Source organism: Streptomyces rimosus subsp. rimosus, from assembly GCF_000720725.1.
GTDB classification, from domain to species: domain Bacteria; phylum Actinomycetota; class Actinomycetes; order Streptomycetales; family Streptomycetaceae; genus Streptomyces; species Streptomyces rimosus_A.
Genome location: NZ_JOCQ01000069.1, coordinates 1 through 15,505, shown reverse-complemented (window position 1 = coordinate 15,505; position 15,505 = coordinate 1). Strand labels below are relative to the sequence as shown.

At 71.5% G+C, this 15,505-nt stretch carries 15 protein-coding genes, 2 tRNA genes and 1 pseudogene; 7 read left to right on the top strand and 11 right to left on the bottom strand.

Annotated elements, in window-relative coordinates; genetic code table 11:
- Positions 1 to 33: 33 nt before the first annotated feature.
- The 4 genes from IH45_RS0129125 to IH45_RS0129110 all read right to left on the bottom strand — a co-directional run bounded on the left by IH45_RS0129125 (position 34) and on the right by IH45_RS0129110 (position 3,531).
- Complete coding sequence (locus IH45_RS0129125; protein ID WP_003983739.1) at positions 34 to 717, bottom strand: ATP-dependent Clp protease proteolytic subunit; 684 nt, start codon at positions 715 to 717, stop codon at positions 34 to 36.
- 68 nt (positions 718 to 785) lie between these two features.
- The gene (locus IH45_RS0129120; protein WP_030643979.1) at positions 786 to 1,388 is read right to left on the bottom strand and encodes an ATP-dependent Clp protease proteolytic subunit; all 603 of its coding nucleotides are present in this window, start codon (positions 1,386 to 1,388) and stop codon (positions 786 to 788) included.
- A 358-nt stretch (positions 1,389 to 1,746) separates the two neighbouring features.
- Complete coding sequence (gene tig, locus IH45_RS0129115) at positions 1,747 to 3,141, bottom strand: trigger factor (protein ID WP_030674973.1); 1,395 nt, start codon at positions 3,139 to 3,141, stop codon at positions 1,747 to 1,749.
- A 313-nt stretch (positions 3,142 to 3,454) separates the two neighbouring features.
- A tRNA-Pro gene (locus tag IH45_RS0129110) sits at positions 3,455 to 3,531 on the bottom strand.
- A gap of 181 nt (positions 3,532 to 3,712) precedes the next feature.
- Between IH45_RS0129110 and IH45_RS0129105 the strand changes: the two genes are divergently transcribed.
- The 3 genes from IH45_RS0129105 (at position 3,713) to IH45_RS0129095 (ending at position 4,456) form a co-directional block, all read left to right on the top strand.
- Positions 3,713 to 3,786: transfer RNA gene (locus IH45_RS0129105), tRNA-Gly, on the top strand.
- 67 nt (positions 3,787 to 3,853) lie between these two features.
- Positions 3,854 to 4,042 (top strand): hypothetical protein, encoded by a 189-nt coding sequence (locus IH45_RS0129100; protein WP_030674970.1) that lies wholly within the window; start codon positions 3,854 to 3,856, stop codon positions 4,040 to 4,042.
- 36 nt (positions 4,043 to 4,078) lie between these two features.
- The gene (locus IH45_RS0129095) at positions 4,079 to 4,456 is read left to right on the top strand and encodes an arsenate reductase family protein (protein WP_030674966.1); all 378 of its coding nucleotides are present in this window, start codon (positions 4,079 to 4,081) and stop codon (positions 4,454 to 4,456) included.
- A 44-nt stretch (positions 4,457 to 4,500) separates the two neighbouring features.
- On the opposite strand, the gene IH45_RS0129090 is transcribed toward IH45_RS0129095, so the two are convergent.
- A complete protein-coding gene (locus IH45_RS0129090) occupies positions 4,501 to 4,695 on the bottom strand; it encodes a hypothetical protein (RefSeq protein ID WP_003983743.1) in 195 nt (64 codons plus the stop codon).
- A gap of 605 nt (positions 4,696 to 5,300) precedes the next feature.
- On the opposite strand from IH45_RS0129090, the gene IH45_RS0129085 reads away from it, so the two are divergent.
- On the top strand, positions 5,301 to 6,386 hold the full coding sequence (locus IH45_RS0129085) for an acyltransferase family protein (RefSeq protein ID WP_030674963.1): 1,086 nt from the start codon (positions 5,301 to 5,303) through the stop codon (positions 6,384 to 6,386).
- 51 nt (positions 6,387 to 6,437) lie between these two features.
- On the opposite strand, the gene IH45_RS0129080 is transcribed toward IH45_RS0129085, so the two are convergent.
- Positions 6,438 to 7,232, bottom strand: coding sequence for an ABC transporter ATP-binding protein (locus IH45_RS0129080; protein ID WP_030674960.1), 795 nt, complete (start codon positions 7,230 to 7,232; stop codon positions 6,438 to 6,440).
- 322 nt (positions 7,233 to 7,554) lie between these two features.
- Here IH45_RS0129080 and IH45_RS0129075 point away from each other — a divergent pair, with 322 nt between their 5' ends.
- Entirely contained in the window at positions 7,555 to 8,760 is a 1,206-nt protein-coding gene (locus IH45_RS0129075; RefSeq protein WP_030674958.1) for a cation:proton antiporter, read from the top strand.
- A gap of 29 nt (positions 8,761 to 8,789) precedes the next feature.
- Here the strand turns inward: IH45_RS0129075 and IH45_RS0129070 are convergent, their stop codons facing one another.
- Both IH45_RS0129070 and IH45_RS0129065 read right to left on the bottom strand, forming a co-directional pair.
- Entirely contained in the window at positions 8,790 to 9,239 is a 450-nt protein-coding gene (locus tag IH45_RS0129070) for an SRPBCC family protein (RefSeq protein WP_032918646.1), read from the bottom strand.
- A 17-nt stretch (positions 9,240 to 9,256) separates the two neighbouring features.
- Positions 9,257 to 10,399 (bottom strand): PP2C family protein-serine/threonine phosphatase, encoded by a 1,143-nt coding sequence (locus IH45_RS0129065; RefSeq protein ID WP_030674956.1) that lies wholly within the window; start codon positions 10,397 to 10,399, stop codon positions 9,257 to 9,259.
- A 127-nt stretch (positions 10,400 to 10,526) separates the two neighbouring features.
- Here IH45_RS0129065 and IH45_RS0129060 point away from each other — a divergent pair, with 127 nt between their 5' ends.
- Positions 10,527 to 11,756, top strand: coding sequence for a GNAT family N-acetyltransferase (locus IH45_RS0129060; RefSeq protein WP_030674953.1), 1,230 nt, complete (start codon positions 10,527 to 10,529; stop codon positions 11,754 to 11,756).
- A 37-nt stretch (positions 11,757 to 11,793) separates the two neighbouring features.
- On the opposite strand, the gene IH45_RS0129055 is transcribed toward IH45_RS0129060, so the two are convergent.
- Together IH45_RS0129055 and IH45_RS0129050 are read right to left on the bottom strand one after the other, a co-directional pair.
- Entirely contained in the window at positions 11,794 to 12,612 is an 819-nt protein-coding gene (locus IH45_RS0129055) for an Fpg/Nei family DNA glycosylase (RefSeq protein ID WP_030674949.1), read from the bottom strand.
- A gap of 100 nt (positions 12,613 to 12,712) precedes the next feature.
- Positions 12,713 to 13,201, bottom strand: a complete 489-nt coding sequence (locus IH45_RS0129050) for a ribose-5-phosphate isomerase (protein ID WP_030674946.1) — start codon at positions 13,199 to 13,201, stop codon at positions 12,713 to 12,715.
- A 205-nt stretch (positions 13,202 to 13,406) separates the two neighbouring features.
- On the opposite strand from IH45_RS0129050, the gene IH45_RS0129045 reads away from it, so the two are divergent.
- Positions 13,407 to 14,906, top strand: coding sequence for an amino acid permease (locus IH45_RS0129045; protein WP_030674943.1), 1,500 nt, complete (start codon positions 13,407 to 13,409; stop codon positions 14,904 to 14,906).
- Here IH45_RS0129045 and IH45_RS0129040 read toward each other — a convergent pair.
- Positions 14,867 to 15,505: pseudogene (locus tag IH45_RS0129040) on the bottom strand (hypothetical protein); the annotation flags it as partial. The gene IH45_RS0129045 and the pseudogene IH45_RS0129040 sit on opposite strands and share 40 nt — an antisense overlap.

Sequence of the window (15,505 nt, the reverse complement as noted above, 5' to 3'; positions counted from 1 at the left end):
GTTCTCTCCGGCTCACTTCGCGATGGGACGCGATCAGACCGAGGCGGCCGTCTTACGGGTCGAGACGATCTGGTCGACCAGACCGTACGCCAGGGACTCCTCGGCGGTCAGAATCTTGTCGCGCTCGATGTCGTCGCGGATCTTCTCGATCGGCGTGGTGGAGTGCTTGGCGAGCATCTCCTCCAGCTGCGTACGCATGCGCAGGATCTCGTTGGCGGCGATCTCCAGGTCGGAGACCTGACCGCGGCCGGTCTCGCTGTACGGCTGGTGGATCAGCACGCGGGCGTTGGGCAGCGCCATCCGCTTGCCGGGGGTGCCGGCGGCGAGCAGCACGGCCGCGGCGGACGCCGCCTGGCCCATGCAGACGGTCTGGATGTCCGGCTTGACGAACTGCATCGTGTCGTAGATCGCGGTCAGCGCCGTGAAGGAGCCGCCGGGCGAGTTGATGTAGATCGAGATGTCCCGGTCCGGGTCCATCGACTCCAGGCACAGCAGCTGCGCCATGACGTCGTTGGCGGACGCGTCGTCGATCTGCACGCCGAGGAAGATCACGCGCTCCTCGAAGAGCTTCGCGTACGGGTCGTACTCGCGCACGCCCTGCGAGGTGCGCTCGACGAAGCGCGGGACGATGTAGCGGGACTCGGCGGGCATGCCCTGGAACTCGGCCTGCGGGGCGTCGTGGCGCTCGTAGAGGCTACGGCCGGGGAAGTTGTTCATCTGGAGGTTCACCGTCCTGGTGGCGGTCAGAAGAGGCTGGGTCGGCTGCCGGGTGCGTATCGGGGCGCTCAGGCCCCGGTGCCGCCCCCGCCCGGAACGCCCGCCGCGGTGGTCATGACGTCGTCGATGAGGCCGTACGCCTTGGCCTCCTGCGGGTCGAACCAGCGGTCCCGGTCGGAGTCGCGGGTGATCTGCTCGACGGTCTGGCCGGTGTGCTGGGCGGTGAGCTCGGCCATGCGCTTCTTGGTGTGCAGCAGCCGCTCGGCGTGGATCTTGATGTCCGACGCGGAGCCCGCCAGGCCCGCGGAGGGCTGGTGGATGAGGATCTCGGCGTTGGGCAGCGCGAAGCGCTTGCCCGGGGTGCCGGCGCTCAGCAGGAACTGGCCCATCGAGGCGGCGAGGCCCATGGCGATGGTGACCACGTCGTTCTTGATGTACTGCATGGTGTCGTAGATCGCCATGCCGGCCGAGATCGAGCCGCCCGGGCTGTTGATGTAAAGGAAGATGTCCTTGTCCGGGTCAGCGGCGAGGAGCAGCAGCTGCGCGGTGATCTTGTTGGCGATGTCGTCGTCGACCGGCTGGCCGAGGAAGATGATCCGCTCGCCGAGCAGCCGGTTGTAGACCTGGTCGCCGAGGCCACCGAAGGTCGGCTCAGCGGCGGCGGAAGGCATCGGGATCGTCACGTGTCCACCTGCTCGTTGTCGGACGGCCCAGGGCCGTCTCAGCGTCGTCTTCTGGGGGCGTGGGGAGGGCGCGGCGTGCTCCGCCGGCGCGGTTTCGGGTACTCCCCTGCCCTCGTATCTACGGACCCTAACGCGCTGGTCGGCGGGCGCCATCCCGCATTGTCAACTGTTCGCTGTGAGCGCAGGCTCACCGGCGTCAGAGGGCCGTTACGGGGCCGTCGAGGGCCCTTCCGGGGCCCTGATGCCGTACGGGCCCGAACACGCGGGCGTGGCGTGTTCGGGCCCGTACATACGACTGGCGTCACGGGGCGGCCGGGGCCGCCCGTGCCACCGGGAAGGCCGGGGCTCAGCCCTCGGTCTTCCCGGCCTTCTCCGCCTCGGCGTCGGTGCCCTCGGCCTCGGAGGCCTCGACGGTCTCGGCCGTCTCGTCCTCGTCGTCCAGGTCGACGACCTCACCGTTGGTGTCCTTGACCGTGGCGGCCTCGACGACGACCGCGAGGGCCTTGCCGCGGGCGACCTCGCCGACGAGCATCGGCACCTGGCCGCCCTCGACGACGGCCTGCGCGAACTGGTCGGGGGACATGCCGGAGGACTGCGCGCGGCGCATGAGGTGCTCGGTGAGCTCCTCCTGGCTGACGTTCAGCTTCTCCTTGTTGACCAGCTCGTCCAGGATGAACTGGGTCTTGATGCCCTTCTCCGCCTGCTCCTTGGTCTCGGCGTCGAACTCCTCCTCGGTCTTGCCCTGGATCTCCAGGTACTTCGCGAGGTCGAGGCCCATCTGGGCGAGCTGGTGGTTGACCAGGTTGTGCTTGCGGGTCTCGATCTCGTCCGCGAGCAGCTTCTCCGGCATCGGGACCTCGACCAGCTTCAGCAGCTCGTCGAGGACCTTCTCCTGCGCCTGGGTGGCCTGGTCGTACTTCTTCATCTGGGCGAGGCGCTTGGCGCTGTCGGCGCGCAGCTCCTCCAGCGTGTCGAACTCGCTCGCCAGCTGGGCGAAGTCGTCGTCCAGCGCGGGCAGCTCACGGGCGGCCACGGCGGTGACGTCGACCTTGACCTCGGCCTCCTTGCCGGCGGCCGAGCCGCCCTTCAGCTCGGAGGTGAAGGTGCCGGACTCGCCGGCCTTCAGGCCCTTGACGGCCTCGTCGATGCCGTCCAGCAGCTCGCCGGAGCCGATGGTGTAGCTGACGCCCTGGGCGACGCCGTCCTCCAGGACCTCGCCGTCGACCTTGGCCTCCAGGTCGACGGTGAGCACGTCGCCGTCCTCGGCGGCGCGCTCGACCGGAGAGGTGGAGGCGAAGCGCTCGCGCAGCTGCTCGACGGACTTGTCGATGTCCTCGTCCGACACCTCGACGGAGTCGACCTCGACCTCGATGCCGGAGTAGTCCGGGATCTCCAGGGCCGGGCGGATGTCGACCTCGGCGGTGAAGGCCAGCAGCTCGCCGTCCTTCAGCTCGGTGATGTCGACCTCGGGCTGGCCGAGGACGTTCAGCTCACCCTCGTTGACCGCTTCGGTGTAGAACTTCGGGAGCGCGTCGTTGACGGCCTCCTCCAGCACGGCGCCGCGACCGAACCGCTGGTCGATGACGCGGGCCGGGACCTTGCCCTGGCGGAAGCCCTTCACCGTGACCTGCTGGTTGATCTTCTTGTACGCCGCGTCGAGGCTGGGCTTGAGCTCCTCGAAGGGCACCTCGACAGTGAGCCGAACCCGGGTCGGGTTCAGGGTCTCCACGGCGCTCTTCACGGTTCGGTCTCCTTGGGGCTGACTTCTGGGGTTCTGCTTGAGATCTGCCGGCGCCCGGGGTCCAGGCGCCCTGCGGATCGCGCCCGGGAGAAAGACACACGGGCACGCAGCTTGCATAGTAACCGCAAGCGGGTTGGCAGCCGCAATGTGATCTTGACGGGCCGCTTACGGGCCTGCCGGGGCGGGGCCGGGGCGGCCGGGCGGCCCGGGCGCGCGCGGCGCCGTCGCGCCGCGGGCCCGGCCAGGAGAAAGCCGCGGGCCCGGCCAGGAGAAACGGGCCGGGACGCCGTACGGCCGAACGAGAAGAACCTGCTGGTCGGGGTGGCCGGATTCGAACCGACGACCTTCCGCTCCCAAAGCGGACGCGCTACCAAGCTGCGCCACACCCCGTCGGTGCGACACGTAGGGTACATGGCCGCGGACGGCGCGGCTGCCGGATACCACGGGCGCACGCCCCGGACACGGGCCGGCGGCCCGGCGCGCGCCGGGCGGAACGGGGCGGAGTGTGCGACGGACCCGGGTGACCCGCTACGATGCATCGCGTGCCACGGTCACCCGACCGGCGGCGCATGCGGGCGTAGCTCAATGGTAGAGCCCCAGTCTTCCAAACTGGCTACGCGGGTTCGATTCCCGTCGCCCGCTCCATACCGTTCAGGGCCAGGTCAGAGGGTGTTTCCCCGACCTGGCCCTGAGTGTTTGCGGGGGGGCAGGCATGGCCAGGAGGCGCTACGTCGCGCGGGGCGTGCCCGGCGGCTACCGGATCCGGGACAACCGGGGCCGGCGCTGGTGGGGCGACCTCTACGAGCTGTGCCCGGACGATCTGGTCGCGGAGCTGAACGGCGGAGCCGATCCCGCGAAAATCACGGCCCTGCTGAAGCGGTACCGGGCCGCGAAGCGGTAGGTGCCCGCCGCCAGGGCACCTGGCTAGGCTGCCCCCATGGAGATCTGGCTCAATCCCGCGTGTTCCAAGTGCCGTTCCGCCGTCGATCTGCTCGACGGGGAGGGGGCGCAGTACACGGTGCGCCGCTACCTCGAACAGCCGCCGACCGCCGCCGAGTTGCGGGAGGTGCTGGGACGGCTGGGGCTGGAGCCGTGGGACATCACGCGCACGCAGGAGGCCGAGGCGAAGGAGCTGGGGATCGGCGACTGGGGGCGTACGGACGCCGACCGCGAGCGGTGGATCGAGGCGCTGGCCGGCCATCCGCGGCTGATCCAGCGGCCGATCATCACGGCGGACGACGGCACGGCACTGGTGGGGCGCAGCGAGGAGGCCGTACGGGAGGCGGTCGCGCGGAGCGGACGCGACGACCGCTGACGTGCCGGCCGGGCCCCTGCGGGCGCGGTAGGGGCCCGGATGCGCTAGAAGCTGATGTTGTTGATCGTCTCGGCCACCGAGTTCAGGAACCGGTTGATGGACGGCGCGATGCCCGTGGAGGCGAGGAAGAAGCCGAAGAGGATGGCGACCAGCGCCGGACCCGCCTTGAGCGATTTGCCGCGTATCAACACGACCATGATGATGCCCAACAACAGCACGACGGACAGCGAAAGAGCCACAACTGATCACACCCTCGGTCGGAACGCCTGGCCGGCCCCGGAAGCATGCAGCCGCGCACACCCCCGCTCGGCACCATCGTGCCACCAAGTCCTTGCCCAGTGGAGGCGGGTGGCGAATCATCGGCCAAGGCTTTGCCCGTACACGGGACGACCGGGCACCGGCACCCGGCCGGACGGCCCGCGCCCGCACGGAATTTGGCCCCACCGACCGCTTTCCGGCCAACGGCCGGATCCTTTCGCGCCCCCGGCCGAAGGTCCGCACACCGCCCGGATCCCCTTTGTGCGTACGTGAATTCGCCTGACGCGGACACGCCCAACGGCCGCCATCCGTCACCGACATACCGGCAGCGAAGCGGACATCACCCCCCGGGTCCACCGTGGGGCATATGCCCTTCCATGGCCGGACGAGGCGTACGGAGACAGTTATTCACCGGCGCTCCGCAAAAGACCCGGAAGCGCCACCGCGACGTAATCCCGAACGCTTCCCGGCGGGGAATTCCCCGCCGCGCCGCCCGTAATACACATTCAGCGGCGAGGGTTTTACGCATTCACCGGCCGCCACTAGGGTGCGGCAGATGTTTTCCGCCGCACCGACCTCACGACGTGTGCTTCCGCCGACCGCACGGGCTCCGGACCGGGGCCCGGCGGTCGCCGCGGGGACCGTGCGGACCGGCGGCGGTGGCGGCCGGGACGCCTTTTTCGACAACGCGAAGTACCTGGCGATCGTGCTGGTCGCCATGGGCCATTCCTGGGAACCGCTGACCGGGCAGAGCCGCGCCGCCGGCGCGCTCTACCTGACCGTGTACACCTTCCATATGCCCGCGTTCATCGTCATCTCGGGCTATTTCTCGCGCAGTTTCGACCTGCGGCCGGACCGGCTGCAACGGCTGGTCACCGGCGTCGTGGTGCCGTACGTCGTCTTCGAGACCGCCTACACCCTGTTCGCACGCCGGGCGGCCCACGATCCCGATATGCCGGTCAGTCTCCTGGACCCCTGGTACCTCACCTGGTTCCTGGCGGCACTGTTCGTGTGGCGGCTGACCACTCCCCTGTGGCGGATCGTGCGGTGGCCGGTCCCGCTGGCGCTGGCCGTGGCCGTACTGGCCTCGGTGTCCCCGGAGATCGGCAGCGACCTGGACATGCAACGGCTGCTCCAGTTCCTGCCGTTCTTCGTGCTGGGACTGAATCTGCGGCCGGAGCACTTCGCGCTGCTGCGGCGGCGGGAGGCGCGGATCGCGGCCGTGCCGGTCTTCGTATGCGCCCTGACGCTCGCCTACTGGGCGGTGCCGCGGATGACAGCGACGTGGTTCTACCACCGGGAGAGCGCGCAGGAGTTGGGGGCGCCCTGGTGGGCGGGGGTGGTGATGACGCTCGCGATGTTCGGCTGCTCGCTGGTGCTCGTCGCCTGCTTCCTCGCCTGGGTGCCGGACCGCCGTACGTGGTTCACGGTGCTGGGCGCCGGCACCCTCTACGGCTACCTGCTGCACGGCTTCCTGACCAAGGGCACACGCTTCGCGGGCTGGTTCGACGACCACCCGTGGCTGCACTCGCCGCCCGGCGAGATCGCGGTCAGCCTGACGGCGGCGGCCGCGGTGACCGCGCTGTGCACCCCGCCGGTCCGCCGGGCCCTGCGCTGCGTGGTGGAACCCAGGATGGCGTGGGCGTTCCGCAGGGAACCGGCCGGGCGCTGAACGCCGAGCGCGCGGATCAGGCCGCCGGGCGCTGAACGCCGGCCGCTCGGATCAGGCCGCCGACCGCCGGGCGTGTCCCGCGAGGGCCGCCATCCGGGCCGCGACCTCGTCGGCCGAGGGCCGCTCCAGACTGCCGGTGAGCGCGCCGTCGGCGAGGAAGAGGACCCGGTCGGCCCAGGAGGCGGCCACCGGGTCGTGGGTGACCATGACGACGGTGGTGCCGAGCGCGTCGACGGCGTGCCGCAGCAGGGCGAGGACTTCGGCGGCGGTGGCGGCGTCGAGCGCGCCGGTCGGCTCGTCGGCGAAGACCACGTCGGGGCCGGTGACCAGGGCGCGGGCGATGGCAACGCGCTGCTGCTGGCCGCCGGAGAGCTGACCGGGGCGGCGCCCGGCGTGCTCCCCCAGGCCCACCCGGGCCAGCGCCTCGGCCGTCCGCCGCCGGTCGGCGCGCTGCCCGGCGAGCCGCATCGGCAGGGCGACGTTCTGCTCGACGGTCAGCGACGGCAGCAGGTTGAACGCCTGGAAGACGAAGCCGAGGCGTTCGCGGCGCAGGGCGGTGAGCCGGCCCTCCCGCATGCGGGTGATGTCCGTACCGGCCACGTGGACCGTGCCGCCGGTCGGCCGGTCCAGGCCCGCGGCGCACTGCAGGAACGTGGACTTGCCGGAGCCGGAGGGCCCCATCACGGCGGTGAAGGTGCCGCGCGGCAGGGCGAGGTCGATGCCGCGCAGCGCGTGCACGGCGCCCGCGCCGCGGCCGTACTGCCGCCGGACCCCGCGCAGCTCCACGGCGCAGGCGCCGCCGTCCCGCCCCGGTCCGTACCGGTGTTCCTCGCCCCTCGGGCCCATCGTGTCGTCCCCCGTCTCGTACGTCCGGTCCACCCCTCGACCGTACGGAGCCGGGGTGAACCTGGGCCATGACGGCTGCCGGTGGCTCCGGGGTGGGGAAAACCCCAGGCAGGGCTCTCGACGGGAGGCCCGGGAAGGTCCGGAGGCGGGTCGGTGGAGGAGTGGGCGGCAGCCCGGCGAAGCGTGCGGCGGAGTCGGGCGTTCCGGCCGGAAAAGTCGTTTGGTAAACTAACTACTAACGCTTTCTTGACTCCCCCTTGACCGAACATCGTCCGGCCGAACCTCTGGAGGAGCCATCGGACACGCAGACACCCTCCTCGCGATGGGCGGGGCCTTCCTGGCCGCCGCCGTCCTCGCCCGCCTGGGCAGCCGCATCGGGCTCCCCACGATCCCCCTGTTCATCCTGGCCGGGATACTGCTCGGCCCGCACACCCCCGGCATCTCCCTGGTCGACGACCCGCACGAGCTGGAAATGCTCTCGCTGCTGGGTCTGGTGCTGCTGCTCTTCTACCTCGGCCTCGAATTCCATCTGGACGACCTCAAAGAGGGCGGCCGGAAGATGGCCGTCGCCGGGGCCGCCTACCTGGCGCTGAACGTCGGCGCCGGACTCCTCTTCGGCTTCCTGGTCGGCTGGGGCACCTCCGAGGCGCTGGTGCTGGCCGGTGTGCTCGGCATCTCCTCGTCGGCGATCGTCACCAAGGTCCTGATGGACACCGGCCGCCTCGGCAACCCCGAGACCAAGCCGATCCTCGGCATCATCGTGGTCGAGGACATCTTCCTCGCCCTGTACCTGGCCGCCCTCCAGCCGGTGATCTCCGGCGCCGACTCGATGGCCTCGGCAGCGCTCGACGCGGGCAAGGCGTTCGGCTTCCTGCTGCTCCTGGCCGTGGTCGCCCGCTGGGGTACGACGGTGATCGGCAAGCTGATCGCCACCAAGGACAACGAGCTGCTGGTCATCTCCTTCCTCGGCGCCGCCGTCTTCGTGGCGGGCGTCTCGGAGTGGTTCGGCGTGGCGGACGCGATCGGCGCGTTCATGGTCGGTCTGATGCTCGGCAGCACCGGCTCCGGCAAACGGATCATGGAGCTGGTGCACCCGCTGCGGGACGCCTTCGGCGCGATCTTCTTCTTCGCGTTCGGCCTGTCCATCGACCCCGGCGACCTGCCGTCGGTGGTGTGGCCGGTGCTGATCGCGGTGGCGCTGACGCTACTGATGAACGTGGTCGCCGGGCTGGTCGCGGCCCGGATCTACGGCTTCGGGCCGCGCCCGGCCGCGAACATCGCGACCGCCCTGCTCGCCCGCGGCGAGTTCGCGCTGATCCTGGCGACGATGGCGGCGGGCGCCGGGCTGGACGAGCGGCTGGCGCCGTTCATCGCCGGGTACGTGCTGATCCTGGCCGTGCTCGGGCCGCTGGCGGCCGGCCGGTCGGCGTGGCTGGCGCGGGTCCTGCCGGGCGGCGGGGGCCGGGAGCCGGACGCGCCGCAGACCGGCGGTACGGAGCCGGCGCCCTCGGCCGCCGGTCGCGGCTGACGCTCACCGCAGCCGGGCGGGCCCGGCGCTCACGGCATCGCCCACGGCTCGCACGGCAGCGGACGGCCGGTCTCCAGGAGCGTCTTGAGGTTGGCGAGCACCGCAAACCAGCCCTGGGCCGCCGCGTCCCGCTCGGCCTCGTCGGCCAGGCCCTCGTGCGTCAGGGTCAGCCGGACGATCTCGCCGTACGGCTCGATGCCGAAGGTCACGGTGGAGGCGCCGCCGGCGTCCGCCCCCGGGTCCGCCCACGTGACCGCCAGGCGCGTGGGCGGCACGCTCTCCAGCACCGTGCCCTCGACGTCCGCGACGCCCGACCCGTCGGTGCGCCGGTGCTCCCAGCGGGATCCCGCCTGCCAGTCGGAGAGGTTGCTGTGCCCCCAGTAGACGGCGGTCGCGTCCGCATCGGTCAGGGCGTGCCAGACCTTCTCCGGCGTGCCGGCGATGTAGGTGACGTGGCGGAAGGTGCGGGTGTCGGCCATGACAGCCACCGTACGGTTCAGTCGCGGCAGATCAGCAGCAACGCGCGGTCGTCGTTCACGTCCTTGGCCACCGCCTCGATCAGATGCCAGGCGGCGCCCGTGAAGCCGCAGGCCACATAGCGGTCGGCCTCGCCGGTCAGCCGGTCGATGCCCTCGGCGATGTCCCGGTCGGCGGCCTCGACCAGGCCGTCCGTGAAGAGCATCAGCACGTCGCCGGGGCGCAGCGTGCCTTTGACGGGATCGAACTGCGCCCCGTCGTACACCCCGAGCAGCGGCCCCTCCGCCGCCTTCTCCTCCCAGCGGCCGGTGCCCGCGCTGAGCTGGAGGGCGGGCAGGTGCCCGGCGGACAGCAGCTCGTAGTCGCCGGACTCCAGGTCCAGCACCAGGTGGATGGAGGTGGCGAAGCCCTCGTCCCAGTCCTGGCGCAGCAGGTAGCCGTTGGCGGCGGGCAGGAAGCCGTGCGGCGGCAGCGAGCCGAGCAGGCCGCCGAAGGCGCCGGACAGCAGCAGCGCGCGGGAGGCCGCGTCCATGCCCTTGCCGGACACGTCGGTCAGCACGACTTCGAGGATGTTGCCGCCGTGCGTGCGGGAGGCGACGACGAAGTCGCCGGAGAAGGACTGCCCGCCGGCCGGCCGCAGCGCCATCTCGTGGTGCCAGCCGGCCGGCAGCTTGGGCAGCTTGCTCTGGACGCGGATGCGTTCGCGCAGGTCGAAGAGCATCGTCCCGCCGCGCCGCCACGGCACGCCGACCCGGCTGCGGAACTGCGCGATCAGCAGCCCGGACAGGCCGACCGCGGCGACCACCAGGACGGTGCCCGGGGTGATCCGGTCGCGGCCCTGGTCGTACGGGCCGAGCAGCGACGCCTCGACGATCAGGGCGGCGGCGGACGTGCCGTACAGGGCGAGCAGATTGGCCGGACGCAGCAGCAGGCCGCCCGCGATGACCGGCAGGACCAGCGCGGTGGGCGAGATCCAGTCGGGCCGCCAGACGGTGCCGCAGGCGATGGCGGGGACGGCGATCAGGAGGGCGGCCAGGGCGATCCAGTCCGAGCCGTCGCCGCGGAAGTAGTCGACCCCGGCCTTGCGCACGCTGATGCGGGCCCGGTGGAACGCCTTGCGCCACCGGGCCGTCAGGGACTCCGCTCCCGAGCTGCTCGCCATTGTTCTGGGACCTTATCCACCCGTTCGGCGGCGCGTCGATTCGCGGCGCGCCGCCCGGCGCAATCGCCCGGAAACGGCGTTCGAAAAACGGTCGCGCGGCCGGAAGGCGTCCTGCTACCCATGGCCCATGACGACAGAGTTACGGCAGCTGCGCCCGGACGAGTGGGACGGCTGGTACGCATCGCTGGAGCAGGTGTTCGGCGGCACTCCGGAGGCCCCGGAGGAGCGCGCCCTGTGGCGGAGTCTCGGGGATCCCGAGCGCAGCCTGGCCGTCCGGGACGGGAGCGATGTCGTCGGCACGGCGGGGGCGTTCACCTTCCGGCTGGCGCTGCCCGGCGGCGCCGTCGTCCCGGCGGCCGGCGTGACGATGGTCAGCGTGCAGCCGACGCACCGGCGGCGCGGCATCCTGCGCGAGATGATGCGCCACCAGCTCGCGGACATACGGGACCGGCGCGAGCCGCTGGCCGTGCTGACCGCCTCCGAACCGGCCATCTACGGCCGGTTCGGCTACGGCACCGCGTCCGAGGCGGTGGGCATGACGCTCGACACGCTCCGGCTGTCCGTGTCCGCGCCACCCGGCGCCGACGCCGTACGGCTGCGGCTGGCCGATCCGGAGACCGCGCTGACGGACTGCGAGAAGGTCTACGAGCAGCTGGTCACCGGCCGTCCCGGCATGCTCGCCCGGCAGCCCGGCTGGGAGCGGCTGCCGCTCCTGGACCCGGAGGCGGACCGGGACGGCGCCGGGCCGGTGCTGTGCGTGCTGGCCGAGGTGGACGGCGAGGTGCGCGGATACGCGCGCTACGCGGTCAAGGCGGGCTGGGACGGTGGCGGCCCGGACGGCACGGTGGTCCTGCGCGACGTGGAGGCGCTGGACCCGGTCGTCTACGCGGCGCTGTGGCGCTATCTGTTCGGCATCGACCTGACGTCCCGGGTGACGGTGCGCAACCGGCCGGCCGATGATCCGCTGCTGCATTTGGTGGACGACATCCGGCGCTGCCAGGTCAGGGTGCGCGAGTCGCTGTTCGTACGGCTGGTGGAGGTCGGCAGGGCGCTCGCGGCGCGGACGTACGCGGCGCCGCTGGACGTGGTCCTGGAGGTGGCCGATGCCTTCTGCCCCTGGAACGAGGGGCGGTGGCGGCTCACCGGCGGCCCGAAGGGCGCCTCCTGCGAGCGGACCGAGGACCCGGCCGATCTGTCCCTGTCCGTACGGGAACTGGGCTCCGCCTACCTGGGCGGCTTCTCGCTGAGCGCGCTGGCGGCGGCCGGCCGGGTGCGGGAGCTGCGGCCCGGCGCGCTGCGCGAGGCGTCGGTGGCCTTCGGCTGGCATGTGAAGCCGTGGCTGCCGCACGGATTCTGAGGACGGCGCGGGGTGCCCCGGCCGCCCGGCCGGGGCATTACTTCGGCTGGCAGCCAGGGCACCAGAAGAGGTTGCGGTTGGCCAGGGACGCGGTGCGGATCTCGGAGCGGCAGATGTGGCACTCCTGGCGGGCACGGCGATAGACGTAGACCTCGCCGCCGTGGTCGTCGACGCGTGGCGGACGGCCCATGGCCTCGGGGAGGTGTTCCGCGCGTACGGTGTCGATGCGATTGTGCCGGACGCCTTCACGCATCAGGGCGACCAGATCCGCCCAGATCGCGTCCCATTCGGACCGGAGCAGATCACGTCCGGCGCGGTACGGGTCGATGTTGTGCCGGAAGAGCACTTCGGCGCGGTAGACGTTGCCGACGCCCGCGATCACCTTCTGGTCCATCAGCAGCGCCGCGACCGACGTACGGCTGCGCGAGATCCGCGCCCAGGCCCGCTCGCCGTCGTCCCCGGGACGCAGCGGGTCGGGGCCGAGCCGGTCGTGTATCGCCTGCTTCTCGGCGTCGGTGAGGAGCGCGCAGGCGGTGGGCCCGCGCAGGTCCGCGTAGGCCGTGTCGTTGGCCAGCCGCAGCCGTACGGTGTCGGTGGGCGGCGGCGCGGGGGCGTCGCCGAAGTTCAGCTTGCCGAAGAGGCCGAGGTGGATGTGGATCCAGCCGGCGGGCCCGGAGTCGAGGAAGCCGAGGAAGAGGTGCTTGCCGTGCGCCTCGGCGGTGGTCAGGACCCGGCCGTCGACGAGCGCCGCGCTGTCGGAGAACTTGCCCTGGGGGCTGCTCGCCCGGACCGGCGCGCCCTCGAAGCGCGCACGGTGGTCCAGCGCGAGGCGGTGGATCGTGTGCCCCTCGGGCATGGGCCGGTGCCTCCTCGGCGGGTGGGACGGGGTGGGTCCACGGGGTACGTACGGCGTCCGCCCGCGCCGGTGGCGGCGCGGGCGGTACGGATGAGCGGGCTCAGCCCTGCTGCGGGTGGTGGGCCGGGATGTCCGGCAGCTCGCCGGTGCTCTCGTAGCGGGAGAGCATGTCGATGCGGCGGGTGTGCCGCTCCTCGTTCGAGTACGGCGTGGCCAGGAACGCCTCGATGAACTTCGTGGCCTCGTCCTGGGTGTGCATCCGGCCGCCGACCGAGATCACGTTGGCGTTGTTGTGCTCGCGGCCCAGCTTGGCGGTCTCCTCGCTCCAGGCCAGGATCGCCCGTACGCCCTTGACCTTGTTGGCGGCGATCTGCTCACCGTTGCCGGAGCCGCCGATGACGACGCCCAGGCTGTCCGGGTCACCCGCGGTCCGCTCGGCGGCGCGCAGGCAGAAGGGCGGGTAGTCGTCCACGGCGTCGTAGATGTGCGGGCCGCAGTCCACGGGCTCGTGGCCGTGGGCCTTGAGCCACTCGACGAGGTGGTTCTTCAGTTCATAACCGGCATGGTCGGAGCCGAGATACACGCGCATGTGCCGAGTGTTGCACGAGTGTGTGGCCGATCAGGCCCGGGGTAGGCGCCGCCGGGGTTCCCGACCGCCCATACGTGCCATGTACACGCGATGACATGCGGAAATGAGATCCAGGCAACGATCCGGATTCAGATCTTCCAAAACGGCCGTTAACGCAGTTCTAATGCGGGGACTCGACACCGAGAACCACAGAAGGACGGTGCACATGGGCGCGCAACCGCCGACCATGAACGCGGGCCGGGCGGCCGGGAATCCCGGCGGCGGCCCCGGCGAAGGCCAGTCCCCCGGCGGTCTGCAAGCAGGTCTCAAGAACCGCCACTTGTCGATGATCGCCATCGGCGGCGTGATCGGCGCGGGCCTGTTCGTGGGCTCCGGCGCCGGCATCGCGGCCGCCGGACCCGGCATCCTGCTCTCGTACGCGCTCACCGGCCTGCTGGTCGTCCTGGTGATGCGGATGCTGGGCGAGATGGCCGCCGCCTCCCCCACCTCCGGCTCGTTCTCCGCCTACGCGGACCGGGCGCTGGGCCGCTGGGCGGGCTTCACCATCGGCTGGCTGTACTGGTTCTTCTGGTCGGTCGTGCTGGCCGTCGAGGCGACCGCCGCCGCCTCGATCCTCACCGGCTGGGTCCCCGCCGTCCCGCAGTGGGCGTGGGCGCTGCTGGTGATGGTCGTGCTGACCGGCACCAACCTGATCTCGGTGGGCTCGTTCGGCGAGTTCGAGTTCTGGTTCGCCGGCATCAAGGTCGTGGCGATCGTGGTGTTCATCGTGGTCGGCGCGCTGGCGATCTTCGGGCTGCCGCCCGGCGACCACGCGGTGGGCATGGCGAACCTGACCGGCCACGGCGGATTCCTGCCCAACGGGCCCGGCGCGATCCTCTCCGGCATGCTGCTGGTGGTCTTCTCCTTCATGGGCAGCGAGATCGTCACGCTGGCGGCGAGCGAGTCGCCCAACCCGGTGCAGGCCGTCCGCAAGGCCGTCAACAGCGTCATCTGGCGGATCGCGCTCTTCTACATCGGCTCGATCACGGTGATCGTGACGCTGCTGCCGTGGGACGACCCGGCGCTCGACAAGAGCCCGTACGTGGCCGTGCTGAAGTCGCTGGACATCCCGGCGGCCGGCACCGTCATGGACGTCGTGGTGCTCACCGCCGTGCTGTCCTGCCTGAACTCCGGCCTCTACACGGCGTCCCGGATGGCGTTCTCGCTCGGTGAGCGCGGCGACGCGCCGAAGTCCTTCGCGCGGGTGAACAAGGGCGGCGTCCCGGCGACCGCCATCTGGGCCTCGGTCGCCTTCGGCTTCGTCGCGACGATCTTCAGCTACACCTCGAAGGACACCGTCTTCGAGTTCCTGCTGAACTCCTCCGGCGCGGTGGCGCTCTTCGTCTGGCTGGTCATCTGCTTCTCGCAGCTGCGGATGCGCAAGGTCATCGAGCGGGACATGCCGGAGCGGCTGACCGTACGGATGTGGCTGTACCCGTACCTGACCTACGCGACGATCGCGCTGATCCTGTTCGTCGTCGGCTACATGTTCTACAGCCCCGACGGGCGCAAGCAGATGGTGCTGTCGGTGGTCGCGGCCGTGGTCGTGCTGGCCGTGGGGCTGGTGCTGGACCGCCGGCGCCGGGCCGGGACCGCCGCGGACGGCGGCGACGGCGGCCCGGCGGGTCAGGAGGACGTGCGGAAGGACTCCTTGACCCGGTCGTAGGCGCGCAGGGCGGCGGCCTCGGCGGAGTCCAGATACCAGAGGTTGACCTGGTAGGTCCGGTACCCGGTACGGAAGCCGAGCTGCCGCCCGTGCGCCGGTTTGCCGTCCCTGAGGTAGGCGAAGTCCCACACGACGGCGGGGTGGCCCTGGAAGGTGGCGCGCTCCAGCCGCGTCCTGCGGTAGCCCGGCACGTCGTGCTGCTGTGCCTCGTACTGCTGCCAGACGGTCAGCAGGTCGCCGCCGGAGGACGGGTCCTGGCGCGCGGAGACGAGCGTGGAGCCGTCCTTCGTGCTGTACGTGACGTGGCTGGACGACTCCTCGGTACGGTTCCAGCCCGCGGGCGGGATCCAGCTGAAACCGTTCTCCGTACGGCGGGGCCCGGCCGAGGCCGCCGGGCCGCCGCTCGTCGCCGTGGTGCTCGCCCCGGCCGTGGCCGAACGCCCGGCCCCCGTACCGGCACCGGCCGTCCCACCGGAATCCGCGCCCTGCGCCAGCACGATGACCACCACGACCGCGGCGGCCGACATGGCGGCGCCCCCGGCGGCGAGCAGGGCGTGGCGCTTGCGGCGGGGGCGGGGTGGTGGGGTGGAGTGCGGGGG

Excerpts from the sequence above, each read along its gene's own strand:
- IH45_RS0129060 (WP_030674953.1), top strand. The coding sequence starts at position 10,527 with ATGACGACAGAGTTACGGCAGCTGCGCCCGGACGAGTGGGACGGCTGG.
- IH45_RS0129080 (WP_030674960.1), bottom strand. The coding sequence starts at position 7,232 with ATGGGCCCGAGGGGCGAGGAACACCGGTACGGACCGGGGCGGGACGGC.
- IH45_RS0129075 (WP_030674958.1), top strand. The coding sequence starts at position 7,555 with ATGGGCGGGGCCTTCCTGGCCGCCGCCGTCCTCGCCCGCCTGGGCAGC.
- IH45_RS0129100 (WP_030674970.1), top strand. The coding sequence starts at position 3,854 with ATGGCCAGGAGGCGCTACGTCGCGCGGGGCGTGCCCGGCGGCTACCGG.
- IH45_RS0129070 (WP_032918646.1), bottom strand. The coding sequence starts at position 9,239 with ATGGCCGACACCCGCACCTTCCGCCACGTCACCTACATCGCCGGCACG.
- IH45_RS0129125 (WP_003983739.1), bottom strand. The coding sequence starts at position 717 with ATGAACAACTTCCCCGGCCGTAGCCTCTACGAGCGCCACGACGCCCCG.
- IH45_RS0129065 (WP_030674956.1), bottom strand. The coding sequence starts at position 10,399 with ATGGCGAGCAGCTCGGGAGCGGAGTCCCTGACGGCCCGGTGGCGCAAG.
- IH45_RS0129120 (WP_030643979.1), bottom strand. The coding sequence starts at position 1,388 with ATGCCTTCCGCCGCCGCTGAGCCGACCTTCGGTGGCCTCGGCGACCAG.
- IH45_RS0129045 (WP_030674943.1), top strand. The coding sequence starts at position 13,407 with ATGGGCGCGCAACCGCCGACCATGAACGCGGGCCGGGCGGCCGGGAAT.
- IH45_RS0129050 (WP_030674946.1), bottom strand. The coding sequence starts at position 13,201 with ATGCGCGTGTATCTCGGCTCCGACCATGCCGGTTATGAACTGAAGAAC.
- IH45_RS0129055 (WP_030674949.1), bottom strand. The coding sequence starts at position 12,612 with ATGCCCGAGGGGCACACGATCCACCGCCTCGCGCTGGACCACCGTGCG.
- IH45_RS0129095 (WP_030674966.1), top strand. The coding sequence starts at position 4,079 with ATGGAGATCTGGCTCAATCCCGCGTGTTCCAAGTGCCGTTCCGCCGTC.